At 34.2% G+C, this 16395-nt stretch carries 15 protein-coding genes; 2 read left to right on the forward strand and 13 right to left on the reverse strand.

Annotated elements, in window-relative coordinates; genetic code table 11:
* Nucleotides 1–291: 291 nt before the first annotated feature.
* Complete coding sequence (locus M997_RS10750) at nt 292–924, reverse strand: LysE family translocator (protein WP_064720111.1); 633 nt, start codon at nt 922–924, stop codon at nt 292–294.
* Nucleotides 925–1114: 190 nt separating this feature from the next.
* On the opposite strand from M997_RS10750, the gene M997_RS10755 reads away from it, so the two are divergent.
* On the forward strand, nt 1115–2008 hold the full coding sequence (locus tag M997_RS10755; RefSeq protein ID WP_064720112.1) for a LysR family transcriptional regulator: 894 nt from the start codon (nt 1115–1117) through the stop codon (nt 2006–2008).
* A gap of 139 nt (nt 2009–2147) precedes the next feature.
* The gene (locus tag M997_RS10760; RefSeq protein WP_064720113.1) at nt 2148–3305 is read left to right on the forward strand and encodes a pyridoxal phosphate-dependent aminotransferase; all 1158 of its coding nucleotides are present in this window, start codon (nt 2148–2150) and stop codon (nt 3303–3305) included.
* Nucleotides 3306–3369: 64 nt separating this feature from the next.
* Here the strand turns inward: M997_RS10760 and M997_RS10765 are convergent, their stop codons facing one another.
* The 12 genes from M997_RS10765 to oppA all read right to left on the reverse strand — a co-directional run bounded on the left by M997_RS10765 (nt 3370) and on the right by oppA (nt 16348).
* Nucleotides 3370–3927 (reverse strand): fimbrial protein, encoded by a 558-nt coding sequence (locus M997_RS10765; RefSeq protein ID WP_064720114.1) that lies wholly within the window; start codon nt 3925–3927, stop codon nt 3370–3372.
* Between the two features lie 18 nt (nt 3928–3945).
* Nucleotides 3946–4941 (reverse strand): fimbrial protein, encoded by a 996-nt coding sequence (locus M997_RS10770; RefSeq protein WP_064720115.1) that lies wholly within the window; start codon nt 4939–4941, stop codon nt 3946–3948.
* Nucleotides 4942–4959: 18 nt separating this feature from the next.
* Nucleotides 4960–7548: a fimbrial biogenesis usher protein gene (locus M997_RS10775; protein ID WP_064720116.1), complete on the reverse strand. Its 2589-nt coding sequence runs from the start codon at nt 7546–7548 to the stop codon at nt 4960–4962.
* Between the two features lie 34 nt (nt 7549–7582).
* Nucleotides 7583–8275: a fimbria/pilus periplasmic chaperone gene (locus M997_RS10780; RefSeq protein WP_064720117.1), complete on the reverse strand. Its 693-nt coding sequence runs from the start codon at nt 8273–8275 to the stop codon at nt 7583–7585.
* A gap of 24 nt (nt 8276–8299) precedes the next feature.
* Nucleotides 8300–8842: a fimbrial protein gene (locus M997_RS10785; protein WP_064720118.1), complete on the reverse strand. Its 543-nt coding sequence runs from the start codon at nt 8840–8842 to the stop codon at nt 8300–8302.
* Between the two features lie 62 nt (nt 8843–8904).
* Entirely contained in the window at nt 8905–9465 is a 561-nt protein-coding gene (fimA, locus tag M997_RS10790; protein WP_064720119.1) for a type 1 fimbrial major subunit FimA, read from the reverse strand.
* 291 nt (nt 9466–9756) lie between these two features.
* Nucleotides 9757–10086, reverse strand: coding sequence for a helix-turn-helix domain-containing protein (locus M997_RS10795; RefSeq protein WP_169816679.1), 330 nt, complete (start codon nt 10084–10086; stop codon nt 9757–9759).
* Nucleotides 10087–10784: 698 nt separating this feature from the next.
* Nucleotides 10785–11792 (reverse strand): murein tripeptide/oligopeptide ABC transporter ATP binding protein OppF, encoded by a 1008-nt coding sequence (gene oppF, locus M997_RS10805; protein WP_064720122.1) that lies wholly within the window; start codon nt 11790–11792, stop codon nt 10785–10787.
* Nucleotides 11789–12772, reverse strand: a complete 984-nt coding sequence (oppD, locus tag M997_RS10810) for an ABC transporter ATP-binding protein (RefSeq protein ID WP_064720123.1) — start codon at nt 12770–12772, stop codon at nt 11789–11791. Before oppD ends, oppF begins: the two co-directional genes overlap by 4 nt.
* Before the next feature lie 10 nt (nt 12773–12782).
* On the reverse strand, nt 12783–13691 hold the full coding sequence (gene oppC, locus M997_RS10815) for an oligopeptide ABC transporter permease OppC (RefSeq protein ID WP_064720124.1): 909 nt from the start codon (nt 13689–13691) through the stop codon (nt 12783–12785).
* A gap of 18 nt (nt 13692–13709) precedes the next feature.
* A complete protein-coding gene (gene oppB / locus M997_RS10820; RefSeq protein ID WP_064720125.1) occupies nt 13710–14630 on the reverse strand; it encodes an oligopeptide ABC transporter permease OppB in 921 nt (306 codons plus the stop codon).
* Between the two features lie 80 nt (nt 14631–14710).
* Nucleotides 14711–16348 carry an oligopeptide ABC transporter substrate-binding protein OppA gene (oppA, locus tag M997_RS10825; protein WP_064720126.1) on the reverse strand — a complete coding sequence of 546 codons (1638 nt, stop codon included), beginning with the start codon at nt 16346–16348 and terminating at the stop codon, nt 14711–14713.
* Nucleotides 16349–16395: the final 47 nt, after the last annotated feature.

Raw genomic sequence — 16395 nt, forward strand, 5'->3', positions numbered from 1 at the left:
ACGTTTTCGTCGTCTGTTTACAATAATTAATGGAAGTAATCTATTCACAAGAGTTGATATACATCACATAAAAGAGAGGGAAAACGTTATTAACGTTGAATTTAGTTGAGGTTTTTGGTTGAGGTTTTTATTCGGATTTTCTTTAGATAAATTAATGATAAAAAAATAGTGGCTAAAAACGTAAATTAACCCTTTTCAATAAAAATATCATTTGTTGATTTAGTATTAATCTACTGAGTTAACTTATCAAATAAGCTAACCCAGTAGTTAATTAGAAAAATAACTATAAAATCAGAGTATTGATTTTCCTATATCCGCAGAAATAAATAACAATCCGATACCTAAAATAATTAATAAAATACCAATAACTCTATCTGCTATTTTTTGTTGTGAGAGTATTTTAGCCCGTAAAATCGGCGTTGAAAAAAATAGTGCTACACAGCTAAACCATATCCAATGGGCAAATGAAATAAATACACCATAAGTAAGATTTTGCCAAAGTGGATTGCTAATATTGACAACTTGGGTATAAAGCGCAATAACAAAAAGCATTGTTTTAGGATTCAATGCATTAGTTAAGAAACCAACACCTAGTGCCTGAAAATAAGTTGGCACCATGCCTGCCGAGTTTTCTATTGTTAATTGCGTTTTATTTGTCAGCGATTTAAAACCTAAATAAATTAAATACCCTACTCCCACCAATTTAATAATTAAAAATAAAGTTGGCGAATCTGCGATGACCAATGAAAGTCCCAACACGGTGTAAAACACATGAATTTGTACTCCCAACGCAATACCAAGCGCTGTCAATAAACCTGTTTTTATACCATAGGAATAACTATTTTTTGTCACCATAGCAAAATCAGGACCAGGACTAATTACTGCCAGTATCGTTATCATTGCAACAGCTATTAGCTCGCTCATTGTTTCCCTTACTGTTATTTCTTAGCCAATTATTGGTAATAAAAAATGACGTAAAATAGATTTTTATTTTAATAAAAAATCTATTCACCTCAGTTAACAACTACTATTTTGCTGACTTGACCAAAAATAAAAAGCGATTTATCTTGCAGGATATCTGTTAGTTTTTATCATCTATTTTAGGTTTATATTTATGATAATGCCGTCATTAAGCTCACTACGTTTTTTTAATAGTGCAGCACAAACGGGAAGTTTTGTAAGTGCAGCAGAACAACTTCACGTTACTCATAGTGCAGTAAGTAGACAAATACGTTTATTAGAAGAAGAACTTGGTGTGCCATTATTTGAACGCCGTAATCGTGCAGTTTATCTTAATGATGCTGGACGTTATTTATATAAGACTACATCGGCTATTTTTGAGCAACTTGAAGATACAATTATGCATTTACGTTCACCATTAAATGACAATGTTTTAGTTGTATCTTGTGAGCCAACAATAGCAATGAAATGGCTTATTCCTCGCCTTGCTAATTTTTATGCACAATATTCTGAAATCACATTACATTTAGTCGCCGCTGGTGGGCCTATTGATTTTAATAAAGAGGGTGTTGATTTAGCATTTAGGCGCGATGACTTCCATTGGAGTAAGAATATTTATGCAGTTAAGGTTTGTGATGAACAGATTGCAGCCGTTACCCATCAGCCGATAAAAAACCACTCAATTAAGCAGCTATCAACATTATCACGACCACAAGCTTGGCTTGATTGGACTCGCTATTCAGGTGTACAACTCACCAGCACTGAAAAAAGCCAATATGAACATTTTTACCTTGCATTACAAGCAGCACAAGCGGGGCTTGGCGTAACTATCGCCTCCTTTTTAATGGTTCAGGATGAACTTAAAAATCAGCAACTAACCACAATAAATGGCTTTGTTAAAGATAATTCTAGCTACTATTTGCTTTCACCAACTGAAATCAAGCCCAACAGTAAACAAGATAAATTTAAAACTTGGCTGACAGCAGAAATAGAGACTTGTTTAACTGAAACAAAGGATCTAGTAAGTCATTCAGATAAAATTTGTTAATACGACAAAGATCAGAAATAAACCACGAAATCATGTGAATATTTAATTATTTTTTTATCATATTTATTTACTTTGTGCTGTTTTTTAGTAATCTATACAAACTAATAAAATTTAAAATAATACACTTGGGAAACATCACATGAATCGTCGTTCATTCTTAACTTCATCAAGCTTAGTGATCGGTAGCTTGTCATTGAGCTCTTTCGTTAACTCCGCCTATGCCGATGTAAAACTCAGCAATAAACAAATATTTAATGCAGAAAATCCTTTATTATTAAATTTTAATGAAAACTCTTTAGGAATGTCGCCTAAAGCTAAACAAGCAATTATCGATGCATTACCTAATGCGTTTCGTTATCCCGATGATGCACGCAGTGCACTTATTAGCGAATTAGGTAAAACATTTCAATTATCAGATAAACATATTACGTTAGGGAACGGTTCATCAGAGACCATTCAAGCAGCTGTGCAATATGTCGCGAATAAAGGACAAAAAGAACAGAAAGCGGTTCAGCTTATTGTGCCAGACCCAACTTTTAATTATGCCGAATTATATGCAGCGCCTTTAGGGGTAAATATCGTTAAGATCCCTGTCGATGAAAAATTAGCTTTTGATTTAAAAACCATGCAGAAAAAAGCTGATGCATTTGATGGGATTAGCATGGTGTATTTATGTAATCCTAATAATCCGACCGCAACTTTAACACCAACAGCACCACTGGATAATTGGATAAAATCAGCAAAAGAGAATGTGTTTTTTATTATTGATGAGGCCTATGCTGAATTTGCATCAACACCTGAATTTACTAGTGCCATTGCATTAGTTCAAAAAGGTCATAAAAATCTGATTGTCGCACGTACGTTTTCAAAAATTTATGCTTTAGCAGGTCTTCGTGTGGGATATGGTATTGCAGCACCTGACGTTATTGAGGGTATTGATACCTTTGTTTCTATCGATAATACCAACACTGCTGGCGCAGTTGCCGCATTAGCATCATTAAATGATCGCGCTTATAGAGAATATAGTCGCAAATCTATCGATGTTTCACGCCAAATGGTAGTTGATGCTTTAAATGAATTACAAATTGAATATGTACCTTCTCATGCCAATTTTATTTTTCATAAAGTAAAAGGTGATGTAAAAACTTATCAAAATAGAATGAAAGATGCCCATATTATGGTTGGTCGCGAATTTCCACCTGCTTATGGTTGGAGCCGTTTAACGCTAGGCACACCAGAAGAGATGAGCTATTTTGTTGCAACCTTAAAAGCGTTTCGTGCTAAAGATTGGATTTAATCTGAACACTATTAATTTATTGCATTTTAACAAGTAAAGGGAACCTTAGTGTTCCCTTTATAATTTAAAGATATTCCAAAGCAAACAATACCTCTCCATTTGCGCTACCTCCAGTCACTATCTGGCCTGTAGCCGTATATTGAGCATAAAAATCGAGCGCTAAATTATTGTTAGTACCTACAGGATATAGAATACTACTTTGACCTGGCAGCAATTTATCTTTATTTTTATCTAATATGGCAATAGCTATATTTTTCGCAGAATCATTTTCTGTAAGTTTAAATAATGTATTATCTTGGCCATCAATCTCACCATTAAATGTCACTTTTACACCTGTTGTGGTGACACTACAATCAGTTAAATTCAGCGTGAATTTCACAGGTTCGGTAGACTCTTTTTGCTTAAAATTTTTCGTCGCCCACACGCCTAAATCAACAAATTGATTTATCGAGTCTGGGCTCACTCTACAGGTATTAGCAACAATATTCGCCTTTATAACAATATTTGTATTGGCTAAGTCAGCCTTTGCTCCTTGAATTAAAGATATTGAATAACCCATTATTAGGAAAAATCCCCATAATACATAACGTACTAATTTGTAAATATATGGTAACTCATTCATGATGTGAGCCTATATCGATTAAGGGAAATCAACGCGTAAAAAGCCACTTGATGTTACAGCGCCTTCAGTCGGTGTTTTTCCATCAACACTGACAGGATAAATATTAATTGTGACGTTAGAACCCAAATTTCCATTTAACTTAAAAGGAATAAAACTTGATAAATCATTTGGTGTTAATTCTGAACCTGTCGAATTAGCGACCACAAACCCAACACTTTTATTATTAGAAACTATGGCATTTCCTGCCACTGTATCTGCTTGTAATCGCATAGTTAAATCTGCACTTGCTTCTATATTGTCACATTGAATATTCAAATTACGAGATATCGTATTAACCCCTACGGCCTTTTCCCCTGCTGCTTTAAAACTTGATGCAGGTATATTGTCAAAATCAATATTAAGTACTTGACCAGAGTTAATGACACATGATTGTGGTACAGTCATAGAAAGATTTAAAAATAACTTAGTTAATACCACTTGTTTTGATGAGCAATTTTGCGGTTGGCAAAAACCAAATTCACCGACAAATATATTTTTGACATAGGTTCCAGATATTATTGCCTTATCTATTCTTATTTTTGTTTGATATTTTCTTGTAGATACAACACTTTCTTCACCCTCTGTATATGTGCGCGACCCACAACTAACACTTAATGTGGGTACATTGTAAGGTACATATATTGTTCTACAACTATTAGTCACTCTTAATGCGACAGAAATATAATCATCTATTTTTGAATAATTCCAATCATTGTTATTAGTATTAGCCGCAGGAATATTACCATTAGAATAAGTAGCCCAAGTTTGCGCTTGTCCTGCATTCCATTTAAGGCTAGTTCGATTGGTTAAAGTAATTTCAGATGCATCTTTGGTGACACCTGCTTTATTTTCAGTTTTACTCAACTGCCCGCTTAATGTTGAGTATTCATTGGTATTGCAGCCGCTTAAACAAGAAACAGAATAAGCACTCTGTGAAGTAATAGCTATTATTGTAAATAATAATGTTCTAATCATAATTAACTCACTAAATTACTATTTATAGGATTGGCAGGTTGATGAAATAAAATAAATCCCTTTTTCTTTAACAACATGTTCATTGATTTCATAATCAAATAAACATTGCTGATCTTCCATTTTTCCCCATTTAGCTTTTAATCTTCCGACTGGTGCTAATCCAGAAATAAATACACTGCCATTATCACCAACAATACCACTGACGGCGCGCTCTTCATCTATAACCATTGCGCCAAATGGAATAGCTGAACCATTTTTATTGGATAAATTCACAATGGCTCTATAACCGATATTTGTTTTAAAATCAGCTTGAACTAATGCCCCTTTGGTAGGAACAATATTAATAATTGAGTTTTCTATTTCAACATTTTCGCCCAATGAATTAACATCTAAAGAAACTCTGTTATTCTTATAAGTAGATGCGTAAGGTAAAATTGCGTAACCTTTATTATTGGTTAAGATACCATTTGCATTTTCCACTCTAATATTATCAGCATCATTCGCTTTAATAAGAATATTAGTATCACCTAAAGGTTGGCTTAATGTCACACCGCCAGCATGGGCAACCACACCGCCATTTAAACTATAATTTAATTCATGCCAATCATTACTATAATTATACCCACTTCCTACATTGGCATATTTCCCTTTATAATTACCATATACCATTCCAGAATAACCTGAGCCATTATGGGCATAGCCTTGTTGAAGGTTATAATTTAAATTATTATCTTCCAGTAATGTTCCTGTTAATCCTGCTTGCTGAATTAGCGTGTTATCATTACTTCTATTCATCGAGTAAACTGCATACATACTATTTTGATTTGATTTTAAATCATTAACCATATTCTGGTTAAAAAGATCATTTATCGGAATAGAAATATTAAATGCAATATTTTTATCATCACCACTCATTCCTGGTGATTTTGATTGAGAAAAACTTAAATTATAATTAACTTGTTTTACATTTCCATTATATCCAATTTGCCATAATTGCTCTGTTTCAGATGTTCGCCAATAATTTTGGAATGATCCTAAAAGATATAAGGAGCTATTATCAGTAATTTTTTGATTGATATTAACTTGGAAACGCCCTTTTTTAGAGTAATTCAAGTTATAATAATCAAATAGTTGATCTTCACTTGATATTATTCCATCTGGTGTTTTTATTTCATAACCTTGCATTTTTTTATAACTAACTTCATTTAGAGTATAGTAGCCTTGTGTTGAATAGCGATACCCCATAATTTGAAAGTTTGTTCCTGTGCTATTAATAGATTTAGCATAAAGTAGTCGAATTGATTGTCCTTTTTTATGTTCTTCGTTAGGCAAAATACTATTAGCTTGAATTACATCGGTTGAAACCGCACCTAAATTTCCGAGATTCCCACCAAGCCCAATAGCATAAGCTTGGTAATTACTTGAGAATTGGCTACCACCATAAAGAGTCATATTGTAAGGTAAGCCATAAATCAGGCTTATTTGCCCAAAATTAGGTTTATCTTGAAAATCAGAACCACTTCTGAATTCTCCACCAATAAACTCATATTTTAACCGGCCTTCTCGTTGCAAAATAGGCACGTTAGAATAAGGCACCACAAATTGTGTTATTTTCCCATTATTCTCTTGAATAGTGATATCTAAATTACCGCTACTAGAAGTAGCATAAAGATCTTTTATTTCAAAAGCGCCCGGTGGAACTGATATTTGATAAATAACAAAACCATTTTGCTTAACTGTTACAATAGCATTACTATTTGCAATGCCTTTAACTGTAGGCGCAAACCCTCTCATGCTGTCAGGTAGCATGTTGTCATCTGATTCTAACTTAGCACCTCGAAAACCTAAGCTATCAAAAATTGTACCATTAGAAAATGAATCACCTACTGTCAACTCTGCTTTTAATGGGATAATAGGTTTTTGTACATAAGTTCTTATATTTCTCCATTTATTTTGAGTGCTTTCTCCGCTTGCATATGTCCATGAACTTTCATTTCTAAATCGCCAAGAACCTATATTAATACCCGGATTTAAACTTAGAAAATAATTATTATTATTAACATTATCCTTAAAGTTTTTACTATTACGTCCTGTAAAATTATAGTTTAACAATAAAGCATTAATTCCATCATCCCATTTTTCTGGTGGAATATAACCTCGTATGTTATTTTTAAACATTATTTGAGGAATACTTAAAAATAACTTTTGGTTTTCAAAGTCGAATTTTATATTCGATTTATCTATTTCATTTAAAATATTAACACAGGTGTTATCTACACTTTCTTTATTACTCTCTAAATTTATTCCGAAGTTTTTTAATTCATTAGAATTAAAACAAGGTAATAATCCCGTTTCATCAGAAGATTTATCACTTTCATAAAAGGAAACATTTTTTGTTTCAATATATTCATTATTGATATAAATCTCTACTGAATATTTTCCTTCAGGTTGACCTTCTCCTTTGTCAAACCGTGATAAATCTGCCACTTCACTATCAATGCTAGATATTAAGTTAGGATTAAAAAAACTATCTGCATAGCTAACTCCAGAATAAAAAGATCCCAAGAAAATATAAAGATTAAATATTATCGTTTTAGATTTCAGCATAAGAAAAGCCTTATTATTAGTTAATCTAACAATGTTACTTCCCAATTGTTTTTATTATGATTGGAGTGCTTGCACCATAATCATTAATAGTTTGATAGGAAACCTGATTATAGTTAAAATTATTCACTTTCATCTCAATAGAACCCATCGGTGGGATCATCGCACTATTTAACTTATCATTGCCGATCTTTAAATTAATTAAAGTGACATAATAAGGTGATGGATTTTTTATTATTAGATCTTTTCCTGACAGATTAAACCCTATGCTGTTAGGAATATCTTCTGTTTTAAAAGTTAACCCTTGTGGTCTAATAAATATTTTAATTCTTGATAAAACGGCTAATTGAAGTACATTTTTATCTTTAATATCTTCGCGATCAATTTCTGGTATTGATTTTGTATTTAACCAAAATAAACTTTCTTTATTATCCGGTAATGCTTTACCCGCATAGATGATCCTTAGTGTATTTTCACTATCAGGCTTACTCACAAAAAGCGGTGGCGTAACAATAAATTCATTTGTTTTTTGGTCGTTACTATCATCAATCCATGATTGCACTAAAAAACGTAGTTTTTTATCTGTATTATTAATAGTAATTGATGTCTGCTTGGCGTCCGATGGATAAATTATTCGAGTAGCCGCTAATGCAACACCACCGGCATAAGAACACGCAGAAAAAAAGAAGAGAAAAAATAAGACTATATAATTTCTATATATTAAATACATATTAACCTCTAATAATATTTCTAATTAATTATAATTAAAGACAAACCAAACTGTCGCATCTGCTTTACCACCAATGACTTCATCGTTCGTTGCTAAATAGCTTGCTTTAAAATTTATTTTTGATTCATTCTCTTCAATAAAGTTATATTTATTTATTTTATTTGGCATTATTATTTCATCTTCAAAATCAAATAATGCAATGCCGACACCTGAAGCGGAATTTTTTTGTTCTGTAATATTAAATAATCGTTTATCTTTGCTATTTACATCACCTAGAATTAGCACACTTACTTTATCACTAATATTTTTATTACAATTTGTGAGCTTAAGTACAAAGGGAATTTTAATTGAATGGCTTCCCACGCCATGAAATGTATTACTACTTAAAGAGCCTAAATCAATAATTTGATTTTTACTTTCGGGAGAAACAACACATGCTGGTTCAACAATACCTCCTCTAAAATAAACAACACCATCCTCTATAAAAAAATTATTCCTATTATTAGAATAAGTATTAAATGCAATACCAAAAAATAGGATAATAAAATATATTAATCTATATTTCATATTTTCCTCGATATAGAAGTATGACCTATTAAGGCCATACTTCTAAATAAACTAGATTAGAATTAATCGTATTGCATTTTAAATGTAACATCTGCGTCAGCTTGACCCGGAGTTACAGTATCTAATGTTGATTTATAGCGAGCAATAAAATCTAGAGTATTAGCACCATCAATTAATTGTTTGGCGGTAGAAAAAACAGAACCATCAGGAGTAAGTACTTTACCTGTGTGATCCGTAATTTCAACACCAACACCAGTAGCAGCGCCGGCACCACCACTAGTAATATTTCTAACGGCTAATACTGTTTTATCATTAGCATCACTAACACCAGAGAATGATGCAGAAGCATTTTGCGCTACTGTTGTATCACATGCTTCCAGATCAATTGAAAATCCAGTATCCCCTGCAGTTTTGCCTAAACTATCAAATTGAGCCGTCCGATATTGCCCGATATTAATTGTCTGATTCATGGATTTAGCACTAACAGCACAAGCCGCATTAACAATTTGACCTGTAAAATTAACTTTACCGCCATTAACAACTGTAGCGGCTGAAGCAAAACCACTCAGTGATAAAACCGATACAGCTAATACTGTTTTAACTAGCATTTTTGTTTTAAGCATTGATTTTTCCTTTTTATATTACAGATAAATATAAATAACAACTTCACTTGATAAACACTTAATAATAAAAAAATACTTTAATTTATATTAAAGATATGGTGGTAAATACCCATTAATTTCAAAGGGTACATTTCATAGAAATAAAAAATAAAAATAAAAATAAAAATAAAAAACAGAATGATAAAAATAACTTTTACATTAGATTAAATCATAGAATAATATATTTAATATATAACATTTAATCATCTAGTGATGTATAATGCTCATCTTATTTAATTCAATAACCATACGTTAAATAATGTTTTTAAAAAAAGGAATGTTATGTTCTGAATCATATTTCATTTTATATTTCAATGTGACTACACGATTTGAAACACGATCAAAAAAATCATTAATTGAAATATTAAATATATTTAGAACGTAAAATAATATATCAACAGGTATCTTATTTACACCTCTTTCATAACGAGATATTTGTTGTTGGGAAATGCTTAACTTTTGTCCTAATTCAGCACCTGTCATTGAATTACGTTGTCTTAAGAGAGAAAGTTCATAACCAATAGAATAACAAAATATCTTTCTTTCACTTATATATTCATAATCCAATGAAAAAATATTCATTTCCAAAACTTTCTTCCTCACATTTCTTTTTATTTAATTTACGTGATGAGATTAATAAAATCAAATATTTCAATTTAGCTAATCAATTAATTAGTCAATAATAAAACACTTAATAAGTGTACGTAAATATCCTCATACGTACTGTATCAGTATGTTGATGAAGTATCTTTTTTTGATTGTCTTTTTAGGATGGTGATAACGTCTAATTTGTTACGCATATTTAAGAAAATAAGAAATAATATTTGGAAGGAAGTCTCGATTCAGCTAATTAATTCAAGTGTCAAATTAATAAATTTTCACAACTCAACACACACCTTAGGAAGAATTGACTGTAATATTAAAATTTTCGCAGTAATTAGTTACTTTAAGGTAGTATCCGTAAATATATTATATGTTCTTTATTTTTTGCTAGAAATGATTTAACTTTAAAGCGTTATATTGATAAAAATCAATATTTAAGCCAAGCTAAAGCTATTTCATTTCAAAGAGATGATTAAATGAATCGAAGAAAAATAAAAAATAGTTTAAATAATTCATTATCACTTTATTTCTTATTATAAGAACAATATTACTCTGTTTTTTAAGCAAGATAGATATTTTATTGTCAATAAGATTGAATTTATTAGTAATACAAATTTTATTTATAAAAAAAGCCTGAATAAATTCAGGCTTCATGATCAAATATCATTAATTACAGGTTAAAGTGGATCCACTTTTAAGCACGACACCGCATGACGGAAGCTTCCTTCTAATAGCGGCCGCGTTTTAGCACACTCTTCATCTGCTAGCGGACAACGTGTACGGAAGATGCATCCTGACGGTGGATTAATTGGTGACGGTAATTCACCTTCTAATAAATCAATATGCTTATTACGTTCTTTATCTGGATCTGGAATAGGCACCGCTGACATTAATGCTTTCGTATAAGGGTGTAGTGGATGATGATAAACCTCATCATAAGTACCCAGTTCAACTGCATGACCTAAATACATGACTAATACGCGGTCTGAAATATGTTTTACCACGGCAAGATCATGAGCAATAAAGATTAGCGATAATCCCATCTCTTTTTGGATATCTTTAAGCAAGTTAACAACTTGAGCTTGAATAGAAACATCCAGCGCAGAAACAGGCTCATCACAAATAACCAATTTAGGTTCTAAAATTAATGCGCGCGCAATACCAATACGCTGACATTGTCCCCCTGAGAACTCATGAGGATAGCGGTTAATTAAGTTTGGCAATAATCCGACTCGCATCATCATTGCTTTCACTTTCTCAACCACTTCTGTTTGTTTCATTTTAGGCTGATACGTTTTAAGTGGCTCTGCGATAATATCGCCAATGGTCATTCTTGGATTTAATGAGGCCAAAGGATCTTGGAAAATCATTTGAATATCTTGGCGAATATCACGCCATTGTTTATTTCCCATACCCAGTAAATCATTGCCCAGCCAAGAAACTGTACCGCCAGAAGCTTTAACTAGGCCAATAATAGCGCGAGCAAATGTGGATTTACCGCAACCTGATTCACCGACAACACCTAATGTTTCACCTTCATATAAACGCAAAGTGACACCATCAACGGCTTTAAGGCTTTTTTTAGGTTTCCAGAACCACTGTTTATTATCTTGTACATCGAAATAAACTTTTAAATCATTTACTTCAAGAATGACTCTTCTATCTTGTAATGTGGTCTGGGTCATACTAATTCCTCCACCGTTTTAAAGCAGGCTCGCAGTCGTCCTTGTGCAAATTGGTCTAATTGTGGCTCGCTATTTAAACATTTCTCTACTGCATATTGGCAACGAGGTTGGAATGGACATCCTTTAGGTAAACGTAATAAGTTGGGTGGATTACCAGGGATAGTCGCTAAGCGATCATCTTCGCCGTCTAATCGAGGAACCGCTTGTAATAACCCAATAGAGTAAGGATGCGTCGGCTCGTAAAAGATATTGCGAGCACTGCCATATTCCATAGTACGCCCTGCATACATAACTAAAACTTTATCGCAGATACCCGCAACAACACCAAGGTCATGAGTGATCATGATAATGGCAGTATTGAGGTCTGTTTTTAGTTCGTTAAGCAGTGTCATTATTTGCGCTTGCACAGTCACATCTAGCGCAGTCGTTGGTTCATCGGCTATCAGTAATTTAGGCTTACATAATAGTGCCATAGCAATCATCACACGTTGGCGCATTCCTCCTGAAAATTCATGAGGATACATATTCATACGTTTATGTGCTTCTGGCATTTTTACTGCATCTAACATTCTGACTGATTCAGCATAAGCATCGTTTTTGCTCATCCCTTTGTGAAGCATAAGTACTTCAATCAGTTGTGAACCTACTTTCATATAAGGGTTTAGTGATGTCATAGGATCTTGAAATATCATTGATATCTCTTCAGCACGCATCTTATTTAATTCACTTTGGCGTAAATTTAAAATTTCACGACCATTAAAGCTCGCACTGCCTGCTGTTCGACCATTTTTAGCCAGCAATCCCATTAAGGCGAAGGCGGTTTGTGATTTACCCGAACCTGATTCACCCACAATACCCAGTGTTTCACCCGCAGCTAATTCAAAATTAAGTTTATTAACTGCGGTCACATCACCATCGGGTGTACCAAAAGTAACGCAAAGATCTTTAACGCTTAATAGTGACTTATTTGTCGTTGTCATATTGTTCTCCTTAACGATCTTTCGGGTCTAATGCGTCACGTAAGCCATCACCGATAAAGTTAAAGCAAAATAGCGTGATAACTAAAAACACAGCAGGGAAAAGCAATAACCAAGGAGAAACTTCCATTGAGTTTGCACCATCGCTTAATAATGCGCCCCAACTACTTAATGGTTCTTGTGTTCCTAAACCTAAAAAGCTTAAGAATGATTCAAACAAAATCATACTTGGCACTAATAATGAAGCGTAAACAACTACAACACCCAATACGTTAGGAACAATATGTTTTAATACAATATTGCGTGATGAAACCCCACAAACCAGCGCAGCTTCAATAAACTCTTTGCGTTTTAAGCTAAGTGTTTGTCCCCTTACGATACGCGCCATATCCAACCAAGAAACCATACCAATAGCGACAAATATCAGTAAGATATTTTGTCCAAAGAAGGTCACGAGTAGGATAACAAAAAACATAAATGGGAATGAATTCAAGATTTCCAGTAAACGCATCATAATGGAGTCTGTACGCCCACCAATATAACCCGCCATTGCACCGTAGAGTGTGCCCACAATAACAGCAACAAATGCTGCCGCGATACCTACCATCAATGAAATACGACCACCAATAGCAACACGAACAAGTAAATCGCGACCTGATGAGTCAGTGCCAAAATAGTGCGATGAAGCAAAATCAGGAGCCATCGACATCATATCCCAATCAGTATCGTCGTAAACAAAAGGCGATAGCATGGGAGCAAATATCACAAATAATAGAATACAAAAAAGTAGTACTAAGCTCGTGATTGCGGCTTTATTGTGCATAAAGCGACGACGAGCGTCTTGCCATAAACTACGGCCTTCAATATCTAGCTGCTCAGAGAAATTTCCCAGAGCTTCGCTGTTTTCCTTCAGTGATAACATAACGTGCTCCAGTGTCTCTTAATAACGAATTTTCGGGTCAATAACAGCATATAAAATATCGACTATGGCATTAAAGAAAATCGTTAATGCACCAACGATAATGGTTAAGCTTAATACCAATGAATAGTCACGGTTTAGCGCTCCATTAACAAATAATTGTCCAATACCCGGAAGCCCGAAAATAGTTTCAATTACCATAGAACCCGTAATAATCCCAACAAATGCAGGACCCATATAAGAGATAACTGGCAGTAATGCAGGTTTTAATGCATGACGCAGCACAATTCTTCTCATCGGCAAACCTTTCGCTTTTGCCGTTCTGATAAAGTTTGAATGTAGAATTTCTATCATTGAACTACGGGTAATACGTGAAATACTGGCGATATAAGAAAGTGATAACGCAATCATTGGCAGTAACATATATTGAATTTGACCACCATTCCAACCACCAGCAGGTAGCCAGCGTAACGTGATCGCAAAAACAAGTACTAACAATGGCGCGACAACAAAGCTCGGTATTACCACCCCCGTCATGGCAAAGCTCATAACGGTATAATCCCATTTGGTATTTTGATTCAGTGCGGCTATCACGCCTGCCCCCACACCCAAAATTACCGCAAAGATAAATGCCGAAAGCCCCAATTTTGCTGAAACAGGGAATGCTTTACCGACTAAGGTGTTTACACTGTAGTCTTTATATTTAAAAGAAGGCCCTAAATCCCCTTTCGATAACTGAATCAGATAATCGAAGTATTGCTTATAAATGGGATCATTTAAGTGATATTTTGCTTCAATATTTGCCATCACTTCTGGCGGCAGTTTTCGTTCACCGGTAAAAGGGCTGCCGGGTGCTAAACGCATCATAAAAAACGAAATTGTTATTAGAATAAATAAAGTCGGTATCGCTTCTAAAAAGCGACGAAAAATAAATTTGAGCATTGCCCGTTCCTATAACACAAACCTATTCAGGCGTGACGATAAAAAGACCTTACCTAATTAATAAGCAAGGTCTCGCCCGATTACTTAGCAATAATGTACAAATCTTTAGTATGTACGTTATCTAATGGATCTTTACCTGAATAGCCACCCACATAAGGCTTAACTAAGCGAGTGTTAACATAGTAGTAAAGTGGAACGATGGCTGAATCTTTATCCAATACACCTTCTGCTTTTTGGTAAATATCAGCACGTTCATCATCGGATTTCACACGCAATGACTCTTTAATCAATGCATCAAATTCTGTGTTTTTATAATGAACGGTATTATTACTGCTGTAAGACAACATCATATTTAAGAATGATGAAGGTTCGTTATAATCTGCACACCAACCTGCACGCGCAACATCATAAGTCCCTTGGTGACGGGTATCTAAGAATGTTTTCCACTCTTGATTTTCTAATGAGACATCAGCACCTAAGTTTTTCTTCCAAATAGAAGAGGCAGCGATAGCTACTTTCTTATGTAAATCAGAGGTGTTGTAGAGCAATTTAAATTTCAGTGGGTTAGCCTTGTTGTAACCCGCTTCTTCTAACAATTGGCGTGCTCTTTCATTACGCTGTTCTTGTGTCCAAGAAGCAAACCATTCTGGTTTTTTCTCTTTAATGCCATCAGTAAATGGTGGTGTAAAGCCATAAGCTGGGATATCACCTTGATTTTTCACTTTGTAAGTAATGATATCTCTATCCATAGAGAGTTTTAGCGCTTCACGGACACGAGGATCGTTAAATGGTGCTTTCTCATTATTAATTTCATAATAATAAGTACATAAATAAGGGCTTACACGCAGCTCATCGGGGATCTCTTTTTTCAGTTTCTGGAAAAATTCTATCGGCAGATTGCTATGTGTCATATCGATTTCACCCGCACGATAGCGGTTTACATCGGTAACTTCAGAAGAGATAGGTAAGAAGGTGACTTTATCAATAACGGTATTTTTATTGTCCCAATACGTTGGGCTGCGCTCTAATACAATACGTTCATTAACTGTCCAATCTTTCAGTGCAAAGGCACCATTCCCGACAAAATTAGCAGGTTGCGTCCATTTTTCACCAAATTTTTCGATAACTTTTTGGTTTACTGGCGACATGGATGAGTGAGCAAGTAATTTTGGTAAGTAAGGAACCGCTTCTGATAGCGTAATTTCTAATGTATTGTTATCTAACGCTTTTACACCTAACTCTGAGGCCTTCTTTTTGCCTGCAATAATATCATCAATATTAACGATATGTGCATATTGTAGGTAGCTTTCATAAGGTGATGCGGTATTAGGATCAGCTAAACGTTGCCAGCTATAAACGAAATCTTGTGCAGTAACGGGCTCACCATTAGACCATTTTGCACCTTCACGAATTTTGAAAGTCCAAACCGTAAAGTCTTTGTTTTCCCAACTTGTTGCAGAGCCCGGTAAAATTTCCCCATCAGGCCCAACAATAGTGATCCCTTCAAATAAATCGCGAGCTAATGCAGACTCTGGCACACCTTCAATTTTATGTGGGTCAAGTGATTGAGGTTCAGAACCGTTATTACGTACAAGCACTTGCTTTTCAGCAAGTTTTACACCATTAGGAACAATCGCCGCATTAGCACTGATTGCAGCCAAACCAAAAACTGCGCCTATCGCTATCGCCAGTGCACTCTTTTTATTTAAACTTATCATTTTATAAAATACTCCCAGTTAGTGAGTTGGTTGTTCAACAACCTTAT

This window comes from Proteus hauseri ATCC 700826, assembly GCF_001654965.1.
Lineage (GTDB): Bacteria > Pseudomonadota > Gammaproteobacteria > Enterobacterales > Enterobacteriaceae > Proteus > Proteus hauseri.

What these genes read in the sequence shown, in the direction of transcription:
- M997_RS10750 (WP_064720111.1), bottom strand. Translation starts at nt 924, where the DNA reads ATGAGCGAGCTAATAGCTGTTGCAATGATAACGATACTGGCAGTAATT.
- M997_RS10755 (WP_064720112.1), top strand. Translation starts at nt 1,115, where the DNA reads ATGATAATGCCGTCATTAAGCTCACTACGTTTTTTTAATAGTGCAGCA.
- M997_RS10760 (WP_064720113.1), top strand. Translation starts at nt 2,148, where the DNA reads ATGAATCGTCGTTCATTCTTAACTTCATCAAGCTTAGTGATCGGTAGC.
- M997_RS10765 (WP_064720114.1), bottom strand. Translation starts at nt 3,927, where the DNA reads ATGAATGAGTTACCATATATTTACAAATTAGTACGTTATGTATTATGG.
- M997_RS10770 (WP_064720115.1), bottom strand. Translation starts at nt 4,941, where the DNA reads ATGATTAGAACATTATTATTTACAATAATAGCTATTACTTCACAGAGT.
- M997_RS10775 (WP_064720116.1), bottom strand. Translation starts at nt 7,548, where the DNA reads ATGCTGAAATCTAAAACGATAATATTTAATCTTTATATTTTCTTGGGA.
- M997_RS10780 (WP_064720117.1), bottom strand. Translation starts at nt 8,275, where the DNA reads ATGTATTTAATATATAGAAATTATATAGTCTTATTTTTTCTCTTCTTT.
- M997_RS10785 (WP_064720118.1), bottom strand. Translation starts at nt 8,842, where the DNA reads ATGAAATATAGATTAATATATTTTATTATCCTATTTTTTGGTATTGCA.
- fimA (WP_064720119.1), bottom strand. Translation starts at nt 9,465, where the DNA reads ATGCTTAAAACAAAAATGCTAGTTAAAACAGTATTAGCTGTATCGGTT.
- M997_RS10795 (WP_169816679.1), bottom strand. Translation starts at nt 10,086, where the DNA reads ATGAATATTTTTTCATTGGATTATGAATATATAAGTGAAAGAAAGATA.
- oppF (WP_064720122.1), bottom strand. Translation starts at nt 11,792, where the DNA reads ATGACCCAGACCACATTACAAGATAGAAGAGTCATTCTTGAAGTAAAT.
- oppD (WP_064720123.1), bottom strand. Translation starts at nt 12,772, where the DNA reads ATGACAACGACAAATAAGTCACTATTAAGCGTTAAAGATCTTTGCGTT.
- oppC (WP_064720124.1), bottom strand. Translation starts at nt 13,691, where the DNA reads ATGTTATCACTGAAGGAAAACAGCGAAGCTCTGGGAAATTTCTCTGAG.
- oppB (WP_064720125.1), bottom strand. Translation starts at nt 14,630, where the DNA reads ATGCTCAAATTTATTTTTCGTCGCTTTTTAGAAGCGATACCGACTTTA.
- oppA (WP_064720126.1), bottom strand. Translation starts at nt 16,348, where the DNA reads ATGATAAGTTTAAATAAAAAGAGTGCACTGGCGATAGCGATAGGCGCA.